This is a genomic window from Vibrio sp. V38_P2S17PM301 (assembly GCF_009904845.1).
In the GTDB taxonomy this organism is placed as follows: Bacteria; Pseudomonadota; Gammaproteobacteria; order Enterobacterales; family Vibrionaceae; genus Vibrio; species Vibrio proteolyticus.
Genome location: NZ_WXWO01000068.1, coordinates 1 through 18,741, shown reverse-complemented (window position 1 = coordinate 18,741; position 18,741 = coordinate 1). Strand labels below are relative to the sequence as shown.

The following is an 18,741-nucleotide window of genomic DNA, read 5'->3' as shown; positions in this document are numbered from 1 at the left end:
TTTCACCTTAAATCAGAAGCTGGCCGGTGAATTAGCGCTAATCAGAACGCAATCCACCTCACCGATATTACGAAAGCGGTGAGGGCGGCTACTGTCAAAATAGTAGCTGTCACCGACATTGAGCAAGGTGACTTCATCACCGACGGTCAGCTCCAGCTGGCCCTCTACGATCACGCCGCACTCCTGGCCTTCGTGCGACAGCATTTCTTCACCTGTATCGGCGCCCGGGCTGAGCGTTTCTCGCAACATACCGATATGGCGATCCTGATGGTAATGGCCCACCTGACGGTAGCTGATTGCACCGCGCCCAATCTCTGGTTGCTCTTCTTTACGCGCGTAAAACTGCTCCGGCTGGTGGTCGTCAACCGAGAAAAACTCCGCCATGGACGACGGTATCTTGCTGAGCAGTTTACTGAGTGACGCAACCGATGGGCTCACCGCATTGTTCTCTATCTGAGAAATAAAGCCGTTGGTGACCCCGGCACGCTTGGCCAGTTCACGTTGTGATAAACCAGCTTGTTCTCTGAGTGCTCTGAACCGGCTTCCGATATCCGCATTCATTAACGTCATCCTCATGAAGTGAATGGTGATTATTAAACTAAACACAAATGTGGTTCAAATTTGCTCAAAAAACCAGTTTGTGTTCATAATTTAATCATTGCACAGCTATTTTTTTCCGTCTATAGTCATTTTTGTTAAATATATTGCAACATCACGTTTACAATTTGCCGTTTGGTCGTAGATGGGTGTTTAGTAAATAAAACATTACAGTAAGCTGATTAAGGAGTGGCAAGATGCCTGGTTCTCATACTTCATCGAGTCTTGAGTCATTTTGGATGCCGTTTACGGCCAATGCTCAGTTTAAATCGACCCCTCGTATGCTGGTCTCCGCACAGGGAATGTATTACACCTCAGACGACAATCGTCAGATCCTCGATGGTACGGCAGGCCTGTGGTGTTGTAATGCAGGTCATGGTCGTCGCGAGATCAGCGAAGCGGTGTCTGCCCAAATTCATCAGCTTGACTTTGCGCCGACTTTCCAGATGGGGCACCCGTTGCCGTTCCAGTTTGCTGAACAACTGGCGGAGATCGCGCCGGCCGGGCTGAATAAAGTCTTTTTTACCAACTCGGGGTCAGAGTCGGTGGATACCGCGCTGAAAATCGCACTGGCGTATCAGCGTGCGATTGGGCAAGGAACTCGTACTCGATTGATTGGCCGAGAGCGCGGTTATCACGGTGTTGGGTTTGGGGGGATTTCCGTTGGTGGTATCGTCAACAACCGCAAAACGTTCGGTTCGTTGCTTACTGGGGTCGATCACCTGCCGCATACGCTGAGTATTGAACACAGCGCCTTTACTAAAGGTTTGCCAGAGTATGATCCGGGCTGGGCTGAAAGCCTGCAGAATATCGTGAACCTGCATGATGCCAGTAACATTGCTGCGGTGATTGTCGAACCGATCGCTGGTTCAACCGGGGTCATCATGCCGCCGAAAGGCTACCTGAAGAAGCTGCGTGACATTTGTACTCAGCACGGCATTTTGCTGATCTTTGATGAAGTGATCACCGGGTTTGGTCGCGTTGGCAGCCCGTTTGCTGCGCAGGAATTTGACGTGAAACCAGACATCATCACCACGGCGAAAGGGTTGACCAACGGCGCGATTCCGATGGGGGCGGTGTTCGTCAGTGAGGAGATCTACGATGCGATGGTTGCTCCGCAAAGCCAGGCGATTGAACTCTTCCACGGTTACACCTACTCGGGTCATCCGGTGGCCGCTGCCGCAGGTCTGGCGACACTCGACATCTATCGCAATGAAAACCTTTACACCCGAGCCTCCGATCTGAGTGACTACTGGGAGCAGGCCGTACACAGCCTGAAAGGGTTGCCTCATGTGAAAGATCTGCGCAACTACGGTCTGATTGCCGGCATCGAGCTGGACAGCATTCCGGGTAAACCGGGCTCTCGCGCGTTTCAGGTGTTTACACGCTGCTTCGAAAAAGGGGCGCTGATCCGCGTGACTGGCGACATTATTGCGCTTTCGCCGCCATTGATTATTGAAAAGCAGCACATTGACGAGCTGTTTAATCTTATCGCCGACGTTTTACAACATATCGAATACAAGGAATAAGTCATGTCGATTCTGGTATCTAATTTTATTAACGGACAACTGACTCATAGCCGCAGTGCGCGGGCCGCGGATCTGTTTAACCCGGCTAACGGCGAACTGCGAGGCCGGGTACAGCTCTCGACAACCGAAGAAGCGCTGGAAGCGGTGGCGGTCGCCAAACAGGCACAAATCGGCTGGCAGGCCACGCCGCCTTTGCAGCGCGCCCGCGTGATGTTCCGCTTCAAAGCCTTGTTGGAAGAACATGCGGATGAGCTGGCGACTCTGATTTCGACCGAGCACGGCAAAGTGCACAGTGATGCTTTGGGTGAGCTGACTCGTGGTCTGGAAGTGGTGGAGTTTGCGTGTGGTATTCCACATCTGCTGAAAGGCGAGCACTCGCTCAATGTCGGACGTGAGATCGACAGCTACTCCATGATGCAGCCAGTGGGCGTGTGTGTTGGTATTACACCATTTAACTTCCCGGTGATGGTGCCACTGTGGATGATTCCTATCTCGCTGGCTTGCGGTAACAGCTTTATTCTTAAACCGTCAGAAAAAGATCCGAGTGCATCGCTGATGCTGGCGGACCTGCTCAAGCAAGCCGGGTTGCCAGACGGGGTATTTAATGTCTTGCAAGGCGATAAAGAAGTGGTGGATGCGCTACTTGAATCTCCGGATGTGGCAGCGGTGAGCTTTGTCGGTTCGACACCAATTGCGGAAGCAATTTACACCAAAGGCTGCGCGAATGGTAAGCGTGTTCAGGCGCTGGGTGGAGCGAAAAACCATCTGGTGGTGATGCCGGACGCGGATTTAGAAGGCGCCACCAACGCGATTATGGGCGCGGCATACGGCGCAGCCGGAGAGCGCTGCATGGCGATTTCGGTCGCAGTGGCGGTCGGTGAAGACACTGCCGACAGACTCGTTGCGGCACTGAAGGAAAAAGTGCAGGCGCTGCGTGTCGGACCTGGGCTTGGCGTGACACCGGAGAACGAAATGGGGCCGCTGGTCAGTGAGCCACACATGAACAAAGTACGTGACTACATTGACTCCGGGCTTGAACAGGGGGCCTCTCTGGTTGTGGATGGGCGTGAGATCAACGCCGGGACGCCGGGGTATTTTGTTGGCGGAACGCTGTTTGATCACGTCACGCCGGACATGACGATTTATCAGGAAGAGATTTTTGGACCGGTACTCTCTGTGGTGCGAGCACGCGATTATCAGCATGCGCTTGAACTTATTAACGAACATGAGTTTGGTAACGGTACGGCGATCTTTACGCGTGACGGTGATACTGCTCGCGACTTTACGGAGAAAGTCGAGATCGGCATGGTCGGCGTCAATGTGCCCATCCCGGTTCCAATGGCATTCCACAGCTTTGGTGGCTGGAAGCGCTCCGTGTTTGGCCCACTTAATGTGCATGGCAATGATGGCGTCCGCTTCTATACTCGTATGAAAACCGTCACGGCACGTTGGCCAAAAGGGCAGAAAGAAAGCGAGTTCGTGATGCCAACCATGAAGTAGGTGACCAATGAAGATAGGAATTCTGACGTGCGGGTATGTGGACCCGCCGTTATCGGACGGATACGGTCAGTATGCGGATATGATTGAGCGTTCGATGTCGGTGGTGAACCAGTCGCTCTCATTCGAAAATTACGATGCCATCAAAGGGGATTTGCCAGCGCTGGACGATTGCGATGGCTTCATTCTGACGGGCAGTGTGCACAACGCGTACGATGACGATCCCTGGATCGTCGATCTCGCTGAGTGGATTCGCCGCTGTGAAACACGCAGAAAACCGTTGGTCGGCATCTGTTTTGGTCATCAACTGATTGCCCGAGCGCTGGGTGGAAAAGTGGTTAAATCGGAGAAAGGCTGGGGGCTTGGCAGTTACGCCGTCAATGTGATTGAACAAAAGCGCTGGATGAAACTTGCCATCGACTCAGTTCGGCTCTTAGTCAGTCATCAGGATCAGGTGGTCATCCTGCCGTCTGGCATGCGGGTGATTGCCCACAATGAGTTTTGTCCGAATTTCATGTTAGCCAAAGACAATCATATCTTTACAGTGCAAGGCCATCCTGAATTCAGTGTCGATTTTACGGCCAGACTGGTTGAAAAACGTAAGTCGATCATTTCTGACAGCCATTATCGCAGTGCTTATGAGGAACTCGATAAAACACAGGATTCGGCGTTAATCTGTCACTGGATTGACGAGTTTTTTGTCTACAACCAGCAGCATCAGGACGAAAATCGCTATTCTCAAGTGGGGTAGGCAACGTTGGTTGTCGATGAACCGTGCTCAGTTAAACGTAATAAAGCCCATCACTGATGGGCTTTATTTTTATGAGAAAACGAGATGAATACGGTCACTTGCCGACGATTCGTCGCATGGTGGCGTCTTTATCGATGTAATGATGTTTGAGTGCGCCGGCAACGTGCAAAACCAGCGCAATGACAATGATGTTGACTGTGGCGTGATGCACCGCGCTGCCCGCTTCTTGCAACCAGGGCTGCTTTTCTCCGGCGGCGATAACTTCCCAGCCGAACACTTCGATGGCGCGTCCGCCGGCGCGACTCATGATGATCCCGGACAGTGGCATCATCAGCGTGACTAAGATGAGAACAACGTGGATCAAATGGGCCAGTTTCTCTTGCCATGCCGGGAGAGTTGAAAGCGGTTTAATCCGGCCTTCTTTTATACGCCAGCCCAGTCTGAATAGCGCGAGTAACAAGACGGTGGCACCCAGCGATTTGTGCAGAGCGACCCATTCTCCTTTTTCCGGCCCGCGGGGCAGTTCAGACATATACAAGCCGATGGAAAAAACGGTCAGAAAAGCGATGGCTGTCAGCCAGTGAAGGCTAACGGTTTGCCAGGACAGCGAGCGCGAATCACTCATGATCATCTCCTTATGATGACAACCCTGTTCAAAAGTACGCCTATTATGCATCTGGTTTAAAGGTATAACTATGAGGGCACACAAAAAATTTGCATGAATAGTGTGCAAACGACGTGAGTTCTAAAAATTTGAACGAGTTGTCCGGGCTGTGTGACTGTTTAATTGCGAGAAGGCAGGTAAACTAAGCCTCATAGAAGAAAGAGGAACGAACATGTATCACTTCCATGTCTATTTTGCGTTAAATAATGTGGCTACCGCTGAGGAGTTGCATCAAAAAATTCGTCAGACACAGGCGGACAAAATCGAACGTATCTACCCGTTGGTTGAACGTTTGGTTGGCCCGCACAAAATGCCAATGTTTGAGATTCATGTGGCGGATATCAATAACGGATTTGCTGACTGGCTGGATGCCCAGCGTGGCGATCTGTCCGTGCTGATACACCCGGTAACGGGCAATGACCTGAAAGATCATACCGAAGGCGCCGCGTGGCTTGGGCGTGAGCTGGGTGTGTTTGAAGAGAAGCTCTGAGTGTAAGCATTAAGAAGGCGTCCGCGAGCGGCGCCTTGATTCAATTTTCGCTGGTACTGCCGCCTATTAAGCTGGCGTTGTTTCCGGCTCTTCAACCAGATTGTTGATCCATTTTTTCGATCGGACGCGTTGGGTTGTCAGGCCGATCTTGACCACTTCCTCCAGCAGAATCACCATCATGACCCAATGCAACGGCCAACCCAGTACCAGCCCGGTATAATACGCCAGCGGGATCCCGATAGCCCACTGACCGAACAAATCGATAAAGATACTGTAATTGAGGTCTCCGCCACTTTTCAGCACACCGCCGATGCCGACCATGTTGAACACCTTCAGCACCATACCAAAAGCCATCACCAAACAGACTTTGACGGCCAGATCATCATGGCTGATTGGGCTTTTGCTGAGCAGATAAGCGATGAGGGGCTCGGCTGCCAGGCAGGCGAGGGCGAGCAATAACGCCAGCGTACAACTGATCAGTACATACCACCAGGCTGTGTCCTCGACACGGCGATAGTTTTGCGCGCCGATTTCATTGCCGAGAATAATCGATGCCGCTACGGCAAAGCCGAGAAAAGCTGAAATCAATACGCCTTCAATCGGTGCCAGTAATGAAATGATGGCCAGTTCGCTGACACCGAGCTGACCGACAATCACGTTGTAAACCATAATGCCAGCTGCCCAGCCGGTGTCATGGATGATCAGCGGTGTTGCCAGTTTGATGTAACGCTTGCGGTGTGGTTTGAGATGGCATTCTGCCCAGCTTGTTTTATCCGGGAACAGGTGCGGATAGCGTTTATACGCCACATAAAACAGTGCGATGGTTTGTGCAATCCTTGAAAGGGTTGACCCCAGTGCGGCGCCAGCGACGCCAAGCTCCGGAAAACCAAACAGGCCAAAGATAAGCAGAGCGTTTAGCAAGGCGTTAAGAAGCACCGCGAAGATACTGATACGCGTCGGTAAGGCGGCCTGGCCAACCGAACGCAGCGCGCACTCCAAAGGAATGACTAATGCAGAGCACAACAAACTCATTCCTGTGAGCAGCAGGTAATCGCTGGCCAGAGGCAGATACTGGGCATCGTTAGAAATCAGCGAAACAACATAATCCGGTTTAAACGTATACCAAAGCGCGAACGGTATAGTAATGACAATCGCAAGTACCCAAGATTGTGCCAGCGTGCGACGAATGCCTGCAAAGTTACCAGCGCCAAAATATTGCGAAGCCAGTACGCTGACTGCGCCGCTGACACCGAAAATCACAATGATGTTGAAGAAAAAGATTCGGTTTCCGACGCCCACTGCTGCGGTCGCATGTTCGCCAAGTTGGCTGACCATAAAGATGTCAACCACACCCAAAAGTGAAAACAGCATCGATTGCAGAGAAACAGGCAGACCAATTTTCAACAGTTTTTGCCAAAACGGTTTGTCGAGATGATGAACTGACGAGAGCATCGCAAACTTCCCAATAAAATTATGCAATGAGTTTAATCTCATGTGGGGGATAAAGTATTCTCTCTTTCCATCAAAAACTTTTGTCAAACTATCATGATTGCAGAGAAACAAGAGCGGTTTCAGATCTCAGAGCAGACTCATCATGAGTTTATTGACCATGCTCAGATACTGGCGCTGGCTGAGCTTGGCATCGCACAATGCGGTCTGGCGACGGCGCGAGATATGTTCTCGGTGTATCGAAAACACCAGCAAAAAAACATGCTACTTTACACTGTAAAAGGTAAGGGCTGGCTGCAGTCTGGCGCATCACGCTACGTACTGGAACCTGGCTCTTTGATTTATGTCCCAGCCAAGACAGAAAATGGCTTTGGTATCGAGCAGGAAGAGTGGCAGTTGGCGTGGTTGTTCTTAGAGCCTGGCGTTACAACCGGGCCGACATTGGGGAATGAAGTGGTGTATCGATTAACCCCCACTGCGGAGCCGACCTATGCTGCGGTATTGAGTTTAGTTCGCGCGGCGAATCTGCCCTCATCGCTCAGGGAAGCTGTGGCCCACCATGCGATGGGGCAGCTCAAACTGCTGATGCATGCGGCCGGGGAAAGTGACGTGCCGCGTGTGGTGCAACGATTACGTCGGGTATTTGATGTTGCACAGCGTCAGTTGCACAAAGACTGGAGTATTGAACAGCTCGCTCAACGTTACCCCTGCTCAGCACCTCACTTTCATCGGCTGTGTCTGACGCACTTTGGTCATGGCCCTAAAAGCCATTTGACCAAAATGCGAATGGAGTACGCGGCACGTTTGCTGACTACCACCGAGTGGCCCATTCAGCATATTGGTGAAATGGTCGGTTATCCGAATGCGGCGAATTTCAGTACGGGGTTCAAACGTTGGTATGGTTTGACACCGAGGAGTTTTCGCCAGACCAACAACGGCCGGTTGCCCGGCCGCTCGTGGTGATCAGAACCTGATTTGATAGACAGAGGTTGTCCCGCTGACCTCATTGCCAACCGCAAGGAAGTGCAATCCATGACGAACGAAGTGTTTGATCGACTCCGGGCCTAAATCGCCAGCCGCCGGGTTGTAGATATCATCTGCGCAATCTCCGTCTTTGACCGTCATACAGACCTTTTCGGCAAAATGACGAGGGTTGGTATAGCTGATGAACCGCGCGCGCGTTGGGTTGGTTATCTCATACACCATAATGCCCCCCTGACGCTCTAGGCCAATAAACGCATAGTGTCGGTTATCAATCGTGGCGACTTCAATCGCTTCTGGTTCAGATCCTTTATCATCACTGCGATCATCTGCGCTGATGTTGTTGTCATTAGTGCTGTTGAAGTGGGCACGATCTTGCTCCAATACGATGCGGGCAAATTGGTCGCCGCTGTCGAACATGCGCGTTCCGTCTTCACGCCAGATTGAAAAAGAGCGGGCACCAAAAGCTTGCACGACATCTTCCGCGCCAAGTTGGGTTGCGGGTTTGATGACTTTGAGGCGAGCCAGGTGTTGATTGTCTTGTAGCGCCGCCTTCAATGGATGAGCGTCATCGACCTTCAGCTTCTTACCGCGGACTTCGTCACTGTAGGCAATACAAAAGTCTTTTTCTGTACGGTATGCTGAAGTGCCGGTTAAGTCATCACCGTCCCATTCAAAACCTTGTGCTTCACACTGCTGTTGAGTGGTATTTACACCATACTCACGGCCGTCACCTTCGTTTGCCGTGACGATGTAACTTATTCCATTGACACGGTAAGTGGCGATAGAGTCAGGCATATAAAGCCCCACCAGTTGAGGATAGCTGTGCAGGTTGCCAGTCTTTTTGTCTTTATTTGAGGCATCGAGAGTGGCTCTCTCCCAAGACTTACCACCGAGCCCGTAAATAGCGTCAACGCGAGCTGAGCCGACGTCGATTTTAGCCATTGCGTTGTTTTCCTGCAGCGCAACAAACAATTTTCCGGCCTGATCAAAGCTTAGGTATTCCGGCTCGAGATCTTGGGCCACACTGGCTCCGGGGGCGGAAATACGAACCGAGTCGCTCAGCTCTGCCGCGCGTTGTTCGTCTGTATTGAAGTCACGAAAGTCAATTTGGGTGACTTTGGCATCCAGCGGACCATCGTATAAATCGATCAGCGTAACGCTGCCTTCTGGATCTCTCGTGTAGTCACTGTTGGGCTCACCCTCATTGGCGGCCGCAATGTAACGACCATCTTTGGAAAAGGCGACCATATCTGGCAGGGCACCTGCTGGATACGTGGTGATGAGTGAACGGTCGTCAGAGCGATACAGAGCTATAATGCCGTTGGCTTGCTTGTCGCCGTTTTCAATTGCGACGGCGATGAGCCCGTGATGCGTCGCGACACTGTTTGCGGCGCCGATGCGGGTGCCGGAATGACGCGCTGCTGATTGCAAGTCGATGTCACCCTCTTTGTCAGGGCGGCCAGTGGCGTCCAGGTTCAGTACATCCACCCGTTTTGCCTGTGCGTTCACGACGTATAATTTATCGCTACACGTGTCGTAACTGACAATTTCTGCTGCGGAGGTGGCAAATTTGCTGTTGGCCACCGAGGTGCCCAGTAAGCGAAGTCCTGTAATACCGCTTAGTTGCTGGCGGGGTTGCTGGGGCGCTTGACACTGGATGTTGAGCTGGCTGACAGGGTCAACAGGGGCTGTCGTACAGCCGAGAAGCGTGCTGGCACACAGTGCTGCTAGCAGAGATGGTTTAAAAACGGAACGCATATATCCTCCATGACAAATTGGTTAAAAACCATAGTCTTGAAAGATGACAGTTACGTGCAGGTTGTATTAAGCCTTTGTTTCACAAAGAGCCGAAAGCCGGCAGCAAGGCCGGCTGAATAACATGAAATCAGGTATTGGACTCGGTTGCGGATATGGCGTTACGCAGGCGTTCAGGCACTCTGGCTTTTTGCTGCTTTTTAAAATCAAACATCACAACGGTCGCTTCACCGACGGTGGTGACTTTCCCCAGTTTTTTGCTGACGATTTGGTATTCCATCGTGAAACGATCTTCCTCAATAGCGGTCACCCGAGAGCCAACCAGCAAAGTGTCGGGGTAGGTGACTGGCAGTTTGTAACGGCATTGGGTTTCACTCAACACCGGGCCAATCCCTGTGGTGGCCATCTCTTCCATCAGTTCCAGTCCGGCAAAGTAATCAAGGCGCGCGGTTTCAAAATAGCGGAAATAGACGACGTTGTTGACGTGATTGAGCGCATCCATTTCGCCCCAGGCGACCGGGATTTCAGTAATGATCGGGTAATCTTGTAATAATTCCATAACTCAGTCCGTGTTATCGACAGGTAAATCTCTACTCTAAATGAGCTTTACATTTATGCAACATAGTAGAGTAGAAACTTTAATCAGGATCACCCGCAGAAACGTGGATTAGGCGGAGTCGTTTCGAGCAGTTTCAAGCAGTTCATCCAGTGTGGGCTTGCTAAAGCAGTCGGTGATGTGCATGCCAATGGTCAGATCGCTCAGGCTGATGTCTTCGGTGCCGGTGACCATGTCCAGATAATCTTTATGGACGCGCTGCGCCAGTTGGTTCAGTTCACGGCGGGTGTTGAGCAGCGAGACAATAGCGAACGAGTGATCATGCAAACGCCCGATGATATCGGCTTCTCGACACACTTTGTGCATGACTTCGGCCAGTGTTTCGACGCATTGCTGGGCTTTGTCTGCGCCATACGCGCTGATCACTTCGTCAATACGGCTAATGTCGATTGATAAAACGCCGATGGAAAGTTGAGTGCGTGGTGCGTCTTTAATTTTTTGCTCGGCCAGCAACGTAAATCCGCCCCGGTTGAGCACATCTGTCTGTGAGTCTTTCACATTCAGAGCGAGTGAGCCTTGGATCTGGTCGGTAATCGTCAGGTCTTTTCCGAGCGAGCGGGCAAACTGCGCGACTAACGCGGTGGTTTCAGCTTCAGACGCCGGCGCTTCTTGCAAAGCCACGCACAAAATGCCAAAAGATTTTCCACCGGAAAAGGTAATCGACTGAGCGATAAACCACTTAAAAGGCAGCTCTGCTGTTTCAGCGCAAAGTGGCGCGTCGACATCCAGCGTACGATGGACAAGATCATGCATGGCACTGCCAACAACGGCTTGCTGTGGAATAAAGTATTCTGAATGCGAAGCGGCCAGCATAACGTTATGTCCGTTGTGATCAGAACGGATAATCGCGGCATTGGAAGTGTGGCTTAGCCGTGCGACCAGATCGACGATGTGTTGCCAGTCAGAGATGTTGTCAGCGTGCAGCTGCGGATGGGTTAAACACTGCTGTGTGTCAATCATAAAGAGCGACCTACCTTTATTCTGCTTCTATAAATATAGGATCCTAATCGAAATAGGCGAGCCTATCCTCAACGGAAAATATGAGCTATTGTCTTAGTCCACCCAATCAACAAGTGAAAAGAGCGACATATGGATTTGAATGCATTTGTTCAACTGATCAAACAGGACCCTGAAAACGTTGAATTTGAACAAACTATGGCTGTTATTGATGCGCATTACGAGTTTACGCCAACTGCGTTTATCAATGGTGATACCCGAAACGATGAAAACCAGAATAATGGCTCCTGCAAAGTGTTCGCGTTCGCATTGCTGAACGAATTGGCTCAGGATGAAACACTGGCCTGCTTTGGTCGTTATTACCGTCAGGATGTGCTGAGTAATCCGGTCGGAGACGATCACCAAAATATTCGCAATTTTATGAAGCATGGCTGGAGTGGTGTTCAGTTCGAAACACCGGCGCTACGCGACCGAGCCTGACCAAGCATCGACAACAAAAAAGGGAGGTTAGCACCTCCCTTTATTTTTTTATACAGCCAATGGCATTTCGTTTGATGGGTCGTGTTTGTTGAACACACGATGCAGACCAAGCATGGCGAATACCGACATCACCAACATCAGTACGCCAAGGGGCAACTGACTGTGGGCGGGAACGGCAGACGCAATCAGCGTGGCGATACCCGCGCCCAGGTTTTGCATGCCGCCCAGAATCGCGCCACCGGTGCCAGCGTGGTACGGCAGTGGTGCCAGTGCACCTGTGGTGGCTGCAGGGAAAAGTATACCCGCGCCCAGGAAATAGACTGTCGCACCACCGACTAAGGTCAGAGCTGTAGTTTCACCAAATAGCCCTGGCACCATGACGATGACGGAACCCAGTACAATTGCAACAATTCCCACATTCAAGGCCAACTTTTCAGAGCGGCGTTGAGCGATCACACTGGAAAGGGCTGCACCCACCAGGTAGCCAGGAATCGGTAAGACGAACAACAGGCTGACTGTGGTGGCTGGCAGTTGCAACACACCGCCCAGCAACACACCCGCTGCGGCTTCAAAAACCGCCACTCCGGCAAAAGTCGCCACCAGGCAGATCAGGTATCCCTGAAAACGTTTGTCGGATAACACATATTTATAGCTGTGAGTGACCGACTCGTGTTTACGACGCTCTTTTGGCAAGGTCTCCATCATGCTGGTCATCATGGTGATCACCACGGCGATACCAAACAAGGCCAGGAACATATAGCTAGAGCGCCAGCCGAAGGCTTCGGTCAGGTAGCCACCCAAAACCGGTGCGATTAAGGGTGAGAAAATCACACACATGCTGATCAGACTGTTGGCACGGTGAAGCTCTGCACCACTGAAGCAGTCGCGCGTCAGCGTACGAGACATCGCACCACCACAACCAATGCCCAAGCCTTGAATAAAGCTACCCGCCAGGAACCATTCATACTGGTGCGCAAACAATGCGACGATGGTACCGACAATATAAATCAGCAAACCCACGACGATAATAGGTTTGCGGCCCAATCTGTCTGACAATGTCCCATAGACGAATTGTGACAAACCGTATGGGATCAAATAGCACGCCATGACTGCCTGCAAAGAAGCAGGGGACACCAAAAACTCGCCAGCCATGTGACCGATAGACGGAACGTACATGGTCTGAGTCATCTGACCGACTGCGGTCAGAATCGCGATAAGAAACGTCAATTTCACCAAAGGAAATGAAGCAGACATCTTTTATCTCCACTAAAAATCAGAACAAACGAAGCCTTAGCCGGCCTGAAACAGCTCGGCTAATAATAAGAAAAAATACGGGTCTTTCTGGCGCAGGATATTAGTGCCGCTCAGGCGGTTAAGCAATCAAAAAATGTGATCTGACGCAAGATAAAAATCTATCTTTCGGATTAGATAAATTAATGCATTATTTGTTTGTATGGATGGAGTTTAGTTATTCAATCGGCAGTGATGTCAGACACTTGCGGCACAAGCATTGATCGTTGTTTTCCATAGATGAAGTATCACGTTGCTCTAGTTCGAAACACCAGCAGTGATTTTTACCAGCGGCGATATCACACTGAGCATTTTGTCCACAGGAAGGGCACTGATGGCTGGTGATTTTTCCTTGCAGCGAATCGATGATGGTATCGCGTTGATCGTCGGAGAGGTGGCGCCACTGAATGATTTCTTCCATGGTTCGGTTGCAGCCAAGGCAGATGCCCCCCTGATTTTTACAAGCAGCGATACAAGGTGATTTCATAGCAGTTTCGTGGATTCGGACTTTGCCGCGCACTATACCTCAGTTCGGCGAGCCTTTCACGGCCTCTGTGTGGCTACTGGAGATTATCCGAGCCGGAGTAGCTCAGCGCCACTACTTGATGAATGCCATCGACCGTAATGGCATCGCGTCCAGAGCGTTTTGAGGTATACAGTGCCATGTCGGCGCGTTTCATCCAGAGTTTCCCGTTTTCCTCAGACTGACACTCAGCAACCCCGACACTGACGGTCACAACCACATTACAGGGGTAGGTGTGCTGACGGATTTGCGCGCAAAGCGAGCGCAAATGGCGATGGGCGACTTCCAGCGGATAGCCGCACATCAATAACATGAACTCATCCCCTCCGACCCGAAACAGCTTGACGCTGTCGTTGCTGAATTCGTTTTTCATCAATTGGGTGATCCGCTGAATCACCTGATCGCCGACATCGTGACCGAAGTTGTCATTAATCTGTTTGAAGTTGTCGATGTCGAGGATGGCCATCGTTGATGGAACCGCCTGGTTTTTCTCTTCCAGCGCCATGGTGAGGAAGTTGTCGAGTTGCCGGCGGTTGAGCGTGCCGGTGACCGGATCGTGAGTCGACAAATAGCGCAGCTTGCTCTGCAGGGCGCGGACGGCTTCAACGACAATCTGACTGATGGAACCGCAGACCAGCAGCGCCACGGTAAAGCGAAGCGTTTCTGAGAGTTCCTGATGTGCGTACGCTGCCAGTGAACAACCGATCAATACCGTAACGTTGGCAATAATGGACACGGGTGAGGCGATAAGAAACGCGATGGTGGTGACGACGGGAAATGCCCAGTAAGTTGCGAGTGTGCCAAATATCACCACCGCAAGAATAATGTTAAAGACGATCAGCGCGAGTGGAACCATATAGCGCCACGGGTGCGCTTTGCCATTAAGCGTAAAATAGACTTCGGCCAGAAGGGCACATTCGAAAAGTAACAGCGTGGTGGCAATAACACTTTGGCCGATCAGATAGTTTTTGATCGCCAGAACAACAAAGATAACCGCGGTGAGGGCAGAAATGAGTTTGAGTACGTGGGGTTGATTTTCGGAATCAAAGATACCGGTGAACACTGCTCGTGGATCTTTGAACGCATTCTTCATGGGCGGCCCGCCGATATTATTTTGTACGTCGTTGTTCCTTTAAAGCTAACTGCAAACTGACTTGAATGCAAAATTTCGGGGCGATATTGACACAGAGGCAGAGCCAACGCTCTGCCTCTGAACTGAACCGATTATGGCTGGATATTAAAGGTGGCGATCACCGGTGGGTACATCTGAGTGGCGATGTAGTTATGCGTTGCGGTTGTCGGGTGCGTTACGCCCCAGAACACGTATTTATCTGAGCCGTGGTAGGCACATTCATCCGTAAAACTGTGGCTGTACAGATAGTCTTGGGCTGAACTGCGGTTGATGTCCAGGCAGGCATCTTTCGCATTAGCAAAGCCGTGTTCTTCTGGTTTAGTGGTGATTTGCTGGAACAGGCTGTGAGTATCAAACAAGACCAGATTGATGCCTTGATCCTGATAACGCTGAGCTTCTTCTTTTATGAACTCATTGAACTCGAGGATCTTCGCCCGCACTTTCTCGATTTCTTCCTGACTGGAGTACTTAAACTGAGGCGCACGCGTCGCGTCTGGCAATGTCATTAACAACACGTTTTTCGCACCAGAGGCAACCAGGCGCTGCATGGCACTGCTGTAGTCCGCTTTTACGTCTGGCACGCTGCGGTTGTAGTTCATGAAATCATTCAGACCAAACTCCAGCGTAAACAGGGTGTTGGCCGGGTTGTAGTTCTGTGCCAGTTGCATGTACTCAAGATAAGACGTGACCTGTTCAGTTACCCCGGTCAGAGCAACATACTGGTTTGAACCTGCCGCGCCGCCGACTGCCCAGTTGTAAAGGGGCAGGTTAAGGCTGTTAGACAAGTACTCTGTCCAGACCAGACCGTTCGAGAAATGGCCGAGGAACCAGGAGTTACGGTTCGGGAATACCCACTGTGATGCGTTAAACAGGTTTCCGGTGTCTGACAAGCTGTCGCCAAAAGCAACGACTTTGTTGATTGCATTAGCCGAACCCTGGTCATTACTCCAGATAGTGTGGTTGTACGAAAGGCGATTATCGGCAGCAAAGAACAGGATGTCTGCGGTGTCATGCGTGACGTTGAGTGTATCTTCACAACGTTGCTGGATCTCAGACTGCGGTGTGCTGGTGTAGAACATGTTCTTAAATGACCACGAAGACCACCAGTAACCATTCAGTTTGTAATAGTCTCCGTTGGCATCCAGTGCCCATTCCCATTCGGTCGCAGGATCGTCGTGAGATTGAGATGGACGATACCAACAGCGTACATAAGTGTAGGTGTTGGCGGTTTGCACCATTTGCACCTGAGCAGCCGTCAGTGGTTGAGGTTCAGACTGAACTTCACCAGTTTGAGCGAATGCGGTCAAAGGCAACATAGCGAGTAAGAGAGATTTTTTCATAATTATCCACTTATTGTTAGAACAGAACTGACCTATAAATGAAACTTATATATAAAGTCAAAGTTGTCTCTGGTTTGCTTATTTCTAATTGGTATGAAGATCAAATAATTGTAAAAAACACTTATAAAGAACAATAAACGTACAAATATGGAAACTGACACTATTAATACTTTTGTTCTTATTTTTTATCGCACTTATTTTATGCAAGTTTAATTATAAAAACGAAAGGTGAGTTTTGTTTTAAATTGTTGAAATTTAAGTTAACTCTAATTAAGTAACCTCTTTTTTATTCAGTGGTTTATGCTAACTTATGTGGCTGCGCTTTTGTGCGTTATCCTTTAATAAATCAAGGTTTTTATTGATGGAGACTTTTCAGGATTATATTGATTTAAAAGTTATTAATTAACCTGTTTTGATTTTTATCGTGCCTTGTTCGGTATTGATTTGTTCATGTTTAACGATTCTGTTGAATTATGACTAATCGTCACACTTAATTGAGTTTATTAATACTCCGATTATTCATTTCGTCAATGTTTCTTCTATTTTTGATCTACTCCTCCGAGGTCTAATCAGAATAAGGAATAATACATTGAAAATGAAACTCTACTTAGTTGCTCTCTGCCTGTTCAGTCCGTTTGTACTGGCTTCTACGAGCGCATCTGCACTGGACAATACTGGCTATACCCAAACGCGTTATCCCATTGTGCTGGTACATGGGCTGTTTGGTTTCGACACCTTGGCTGGTGTCGATTATTTCTACAGCATCCCACATTCACTCACCAAAGACGGAGCCTCGGTGTATGTGGCTCAAGTTTCAGCGACTAACAGCAGCGAACTGCGTGGAGAGCAGCTACTGTCTCAGGTTGAGATGTTGCTTGCAGCGACGGGTGCCGAAAAGGTGAACTTAATTGGTCATAGTCATGGCGGGCCGACAGCGCGCTACGTTGCGTCAGTGCGGCCGGATCTGGTTGCTTCAGTGACCAGTGTCGGTGGTGTGAACAAAGGCTCGAAAGTCGCGGATCTGGTTCGTGGCGCCGTTGCCGATGGCTCGGCTGGCGAGGCGATTGCCGTCAAACTGGCCGAAGGTCTGGTGACGCTGATCAACCTGTTGTCCGGCGGCAGTGATCTTGAACAGGATCCACTGGCATCACTGGCTGCGCTGACCACCGAAGGCTCACTGGCGTTTAATCAGCACTATCCGGAAGGAGTGCCGACCTCAGAATGCGGTGACGGTGAGTTTCTCGCGGACAACGGGGTGTATTACTACTCCTGGACCGGATCATCCACTTTTACCAACCTTTTAGATCCGACGGACGCGGCGATGACGATTCTTGGTCTGGCCTTTGATGGGCCGAGTGATGGGCTGGTTGGGGTCTGCAGTACGCACCTTGGTAAAGTGATTCGTGACGACTACCAAATGAATCACCTGGATGAAATTAACGGCTTGCTTGGCGTGCACCATCTGTTTGAAACCGATCCGGTGACGTTATACCGTCAACATGCTAATCGTTTAAAGCTACAAGGTCTGTAAGGAGTAACTGATGAAAAAGTCCGCACTGGTATTATCATTGATGATCGCCTTGGGGAGCGCCGGTGCGGTCTTTTTATGGCCGCAGCCGACTGACATTCAGCCGGCGAGGCTGCAAACACCATCTCAACAAGACACCGAAATTGATGAATCGTCCAGCCGGGATTTACTGGACTATGCGTTGGCCGGATTGGGTGAAACTGATCTAAACCGCTTACGTGAGGAAGTCGACGAATACGCCAGTCAAAACGATCAACTGCTGGTGGATGAAACGTTGTTCGCACAATACGTCAGTTATAAGAAGGCGCTGGCTCAATTGATACTGCCGGATACCAATCAAAGCACGCGTGAAAAACTGGTCGCGCTCAACGAAGCGTTACTTGCGTTGCAAAGTGAGTACTTTACTCCTGAGCAGCAAGCCCTGTTATTTGGTGACGAAAACCGTTGGCGACAGTTGGCAATGGACAAGCTGGATATCACAGCGCACGCTCTGGACGAGGCTGATCAACGTAGCCAAATGGCGGCACTCAATGCTGAGCTGCCAGACTATCTGCAAAAAAGTGAACAGAACGCGACCATGGTTGCCGGGTTGATTGCAGCAGATGCTGAGAGTGAGCAGAACCGCTATTTGATCCGGGCCGAACTGGTGGGCGAGAGTGGGGCGCAGCGGTTGGCTGAACTGGACAACCAGCGCATGTCATTTGAATCTCAGTTAAATGATTATCTGCAGCAACGAAGTGCCATTCTGTCAGATGAATGGTTGGGTGAACAAGAGAAACAGCAACAGATTGCCGTGCTCCGGGAGCAACGTTTTGACTCGGTGCAGTGGCGACGTGTTGAAGCGCTGGAGCGCATTCACGATCAATCCCAATAAACGCATACAAAAAAAAGTATCCACCGGCATAGCCGGTGGTTTTTCATATGCGCCTATAAGGCTCTCCTACTGGCAGCGCCCTAGCAGGCGCGTAGTGATCTGACATTTGCATATGACTATTTCCTGCGGCCCGTAAACGGGCTACCTGAATACGGGATCGACAATTGCTCTCCCATTTTATCCTGTTCTAGTTGGTGCTTTATGTAACTTTGTATCTTGCCGGTGTTTTTTCCTACCGTATCGACATAATACCCTCGACACCAAAATTCTCGATTCCTGTACTTG

General features: G+C 50.4%; 18 protein-coding genes and 1 pseudogene. 8 read left to right on the top strand and 11 right to left on the bottom strand.

What is annotated here, in order from left to right:
* Nucleotides 1–12: 12 nt before the first annotated feature.
* Complete coding sequence (locus CAG64_RS15045; RefSeq protein ID WP_161488941.1) at nt 13–561, bottom strand: cupin domain-containing protein; 549 nt, start codon at nt 559–561, stop codon at nt 13–15.
* Nucleotides 562–794: 233 nt separating this feature from the next.
* Here CAG64_RS15045 and CAG64_RS15040 point away from each other — a divergent pair, with 233 nt between their 5' ends.
* The 3 genes from CAG64_RS15040 to CAG64_RS15030 are packed head-to-tail and all read left to right on the top strand — an operon-like array spanning nt 795 to nt 4,374.
* Nucleotides 795–2,126 (top strand): aspartate aminotransferase family protein, encoded by a 1,332-nt coding sequence (locus tag CAG64_RS15040; RefSeq protein WP_161488940.1) that lies wholly within the window; start codon nt 795–797, stop codon nt 2,124–2,126.
* A gap of 3 nt (nt 2,127–2,129) precedes the next feature.
* The gene (locus CAG64_RS15035; RefSeq protein ID WP_161488939.1) at nt 2,130–3,626 is read left to right on the top strand and encodes a CoA-acylating methylmalonate-semialdehyde dehydrogenase; all 1,497 of its coding nucleotides are present in this window, start codon (nt 2,130–2,132) and stop codon (nt 3,624–3,626) included.
* Nucleotides 3,627–3,633: 7 nt separating this feature from the next.
* Entirely contained in the window at nt 3,634–4,374 is a 741-nt protein-coding gene (locus tag CAG64_RS15030; RefSeq protein ID WP_161488938.1) for a glutamine amidotransferase-related protein, read from the top strand.
* A 94-nt stretch (nt 4,375–4,468) separates the two neighbouring features.
* Here the strand turns inward: CAG64_RS15030 and CAG64_RS15025 are convergent, their stop codons facing one another.
* A complete protein-coding gene (locus CAG64_RS15025) occupies nt 4,469–4,999 on the bottom strand; it encodes a cytochrome b (protein ID WP_161488937.1) in 531 nt (176 codons plus the stop codon).
* A 211-nt stretch (nt 5,000–5,210) separates the two neighbouring features.
* On the opposite strand from CAG64_RS15025, the gene CAG64_RS15020 reads away from it, so the two are divergent.
* Nucleotides 5,211–5,528 carry a DOPA 4,5-dioxygenase family protein gene (locus tag CAG64_RS15020; protein WP_021704729.1) on the top strand — a complete coding sequence of 106 codons (318 nt, stop codon included), beginning with the start codon at nt 5,211–5,213 and terminating at the stop codon, nt 5,526–5,528.
* 66 nt (nt 5,529–5,594) lie between these two features.
* On the opposite strand, the gene CAG64_RS15015 is transcribed toward CAG64_RS15020, so the two are convergent.
* Complete coding sequence (locus CAG64_RS15015; protein WP_021704728.1) at nt 5,595–6,980, bottom strand: MATE family efflux transporter; 1,386 nt, start codon at nt 6,978–6,980, stop codon at nt 5,595–5,597.
* Between the two features lie 96 nt (nt 6,981–7,076).
* Between CAG64_RS15015 and CAG64_RS15010 the strand changes: the two genes are divergently transcribed.
* The gene (locus CAG64_RS15010; protein ID WP_161488944.1) at nt 7,077–7,940 is read left to right on the top strand and encodes a helix-turn-helix domain-containing protein; all 864 of its coding nucleotides are present in this window, start codon (nt 7,077–7,079) and stop codon (nt 7,938–7,940) included.
* Here CAG64_RS15010 and CAG64_RS15005 read toward each other — a convergent pair whose 3' ends face one another.
* From CAG64_RS15005 to CAG64_RS14995, 3 genes are all read right to left on the bottom strand, one after another.
* Complete coding sequence (locus tag CAG64_RS15005) at nt 7,941–9,719, bottom strand: choice-of-anchor I family protein (RefSeq protein WP_161488936.1); 1,779 nt, start codon at nt 9,717–9,719, stop codon at nt 7,941–7,943.
* 127 nt (nt 9,720–9,846) lie between these two features.
* Nucleotides 9,847–10,275: an acyl-CoA thioesterase gene (locus tag CAG64_RS15000; RefSeq protein ID WP_021704725.1), complete on the bottom strand. Its 429-nt coding sequence runs from the start codon at nt 10,273–10,275 to the stop codon at nt 9,847–9,849.
* 108 nt (nt 10,276–10,383) lie between these two features.
* Nucleotides 10,384–11,292, bottom strand: coding sequence for a diguanylate cyclase domain-containing protein (locus CAG64_RS14995; protein WP_161488935.1), 909 nt, complete (start codon nt 11,290–11,292; stop codon nt 10,384–10,386).
* A 129-nt stretch (nt 11,293–11,421) separates the two neighbouring features.
* On the opposite strand from CAG64_RS14995, the gene CAG64_RS14990 reads away from it, so the two are divergent.
* Nucleotides 11,422–11,769 (top strand): HopJ type III effector protein, encoded by a 348-nt coding sequence (locus tag CAG64_RS14990; RefSeq protein WP_021704723.1) that lies wholly within the window; start codon nt 11,422–11,424, stop codon nt 11,767–11,769.
* A 48-nt stretch (nt 11,770–11,817) separates the two neighbouring features.
* Here the strand turns inward: CAG64_RS14990 and emrD are convergent, their stop codons facing one another.
* The 4 genes from emrD to CAG64_RS14970 form a co-directional block, all read right to left on the bottom strand.
* The gene (gene emrD, locus CAG64_RS14985; RefSeq protein ID WP_021704722.1) at nt 11,818–13,023 is read right to left on the bottom strand and encodes a multidrug efflux MFS transporter EmrD; all 1,206 of its coding nucleotides are present in this window, start codon (nt 13,021–13,023) and stop codon (nt 11,818–11,820) included.
* 214 nt (nt 13,024–13,237) lie between these two features.
* A complete protein-coding gene (locus CAG64_RS14980; RefSeq protein WP_040902417.1) occupies nt 13,238–13,546 on the bottom strand; it encodes a cysteine-rich CWC family protein in 309 nt (102 codons plus the stop codon).
* Nucleotides 13,547–13,619: 73 nt separating this feature from the next.
* Nucleotides 13,620–14,675: a GGDEF domain-containing protein gene (locus CAG64_RS14975; protein ID WP_161488934.1), complete on the bottom strand. Its 1,056-nt coding sequence runs from the start codon at nt 14,673–14,675 to the stop codon at nt 13,620–13,622.
* 131 nt (nt 14,676–14,806) lie between these two features.
* Nucleotides 14,807–16,054: an SGNH/GDSL hydrolase family protein gene (locus CAG64_RS14970; protein WP_161488933.1), complete on the bottom strand. Its 1,248-nt coding sequence runs from the start codon at nt 16,052–16,054 to the stop codon at nt 14,807–14,809.
* A 595-nt stretch (nt 16,055–16,649) separates the two neighbouring features.
* Here CAG64_RS14970 and CAG64_RS14965 point away from each other — a divergent pair.
* Together CAG64_RS14965 and CAG64_RS14960 are read left to right on the top strand one after the other, a co-directional pair.
* On the top strand, nt 16,650–17,585 hold the full coding sequence (locus CAG64_RS14965; protein WP_021704718.1) for an esterase/lipase family protein: 936 nt from the start codon (nt 16,650–16,652) through the stop codon (nt 17,583–17,585).
* A gap of 10 nt (nt 17,586–17,595) precedes the next feature.
* Complete coding sequence (locus tag CAG64_RS14960) at nt 17,596–18,456, top strand: lipase secretion chaperone (protein WP_021704717.1); 861 nt, start codon at nt 17,596–17,598, stop codon at nt 18,454–18,456.
* Between the two features lie 116 nt (nt 18,457–18,572).
* Here the strand turns inward: CAG64_RS14960 and CAG64_RS14955 are convergent.
* Nucleotides 18,573–18,741, bottom strand: a pseudogene (locus tag CAG64_RS14955) (IS200/IS605 family transposase); the annotation flags it as partial.

Coding starts and splice junctions, on each gene's coding strand:
- CAG64_RS15045 (WP_161488941.1), bottom strand. CDS start 561: ATGAATGCGGATATCGGAAGCCGGTTCAGAGCACTCAGAGAACAAGCT.
- CAG64_RS15040 (WP_161488940.1), top strand. CDS start 795: ATGCCTGGTTCTCATACTTCATCGAGTCTTGAGTCATTTTGGATGCCG.
- CAG64_RS15035 (WP_161488939.1), top strand. CDS start 2,130: ATGTCGATTCTGGTATCTAATTTTATTAACGGACAACTGACTCATAGC.
- CAG64_RS15030 (WP_161488938.1), top strand. CDS start 3,634: ATGAAGATAGGAATTCTGACGTGCGGGTATGTGGACCCGCCGTTATCG.
- CAG64_RS15025 (WP_161488937.1), bottom strand. CDS start 4,999: ATGAGTGATTCGCGCTCGCTGTCCTGGCAAACCGTTAGCCTTCACTGG.
- CAG64_RS15020 (WP_021704729.1), top strand. CDS start 5,211: ATGTATCACTTCCATGTCTATTTTGCGTTAAATAATGTGGCTACCGCT.
- CAG64_RS15015 (WP_021704728.1), bottom strand. CDS start 6,980: ATGCTCTCGTCAGTTCATCATCTCGACAAACCGTTTTGGCAAAAACTG.
- CAG64_RS15005 (WP_161488936.1), bottom strand. CDS start 9,719: ATGCGTTCCGTTTTTAAACCATCTCTGCTAGCAGCACTGTGTGCCAGC.
- CAG64_RS15000 (WP_021704725.1), bottom strand. CDS start 10,275: ATGGAATTATTACAAGATTACCCGATCATTACTGAAATCCCGGTCGCC.
- CAG64_RS14995 (WP_161488935.1), bottom strand. CDS start 11,292: ATGATTGACACACAGCAGTGTTTAACCCATCCGCAGCTGCACGCTGAC.
- CAG64_RS14990 (WP_021704723.1), top strand. CDS start 11,422: ATGGATTTGAATGCATTTGTTCAACTGATCAAACAGGACCCTGAAAAC.
- emrD (WP_021704722.1), bottom strand. CDS start 13,023: ATGTCTGCTTCATTTCCTTTGGTGAAATTGACGTTTCTTATCGCGATT.
- CAG64_RS14980 (WP_040902417.1), bottom strand. CDS start 13,546: ATGAAATCACCTTGTATCGCTGCTTGTAAAAATCAGGGGGGCATCTGC.
- CAG64_RS14975 (WP_161488934.1), bottom strand. CDS start 14,675: ATGAAGAATGCGTTCAAAGATCCACGAGCAGTGTTCACCGGTATCTTT.
- CAG64_RS14970 (WP_161488933.1), bottom strand. CDS start 16,054: ATGAAAAAATCTCTCTTACTCGCTATGTTGCCTTTGACCGCATTCGCT.
- CAG64_RS14965 (WP_021704718.1), top strand. CDS start 16,650: ATGAAACTCTACTTAGTTGCTCTCTGCCTGTTCAGTCCGTTTGTACTG.
- CAG64_RS14960 (WP_021704717.1), top strand. CDS start 17,596: ATGAAAAAGTCCGCACTGGTATTATCATTGATGATCGCCTTGGGGAGC.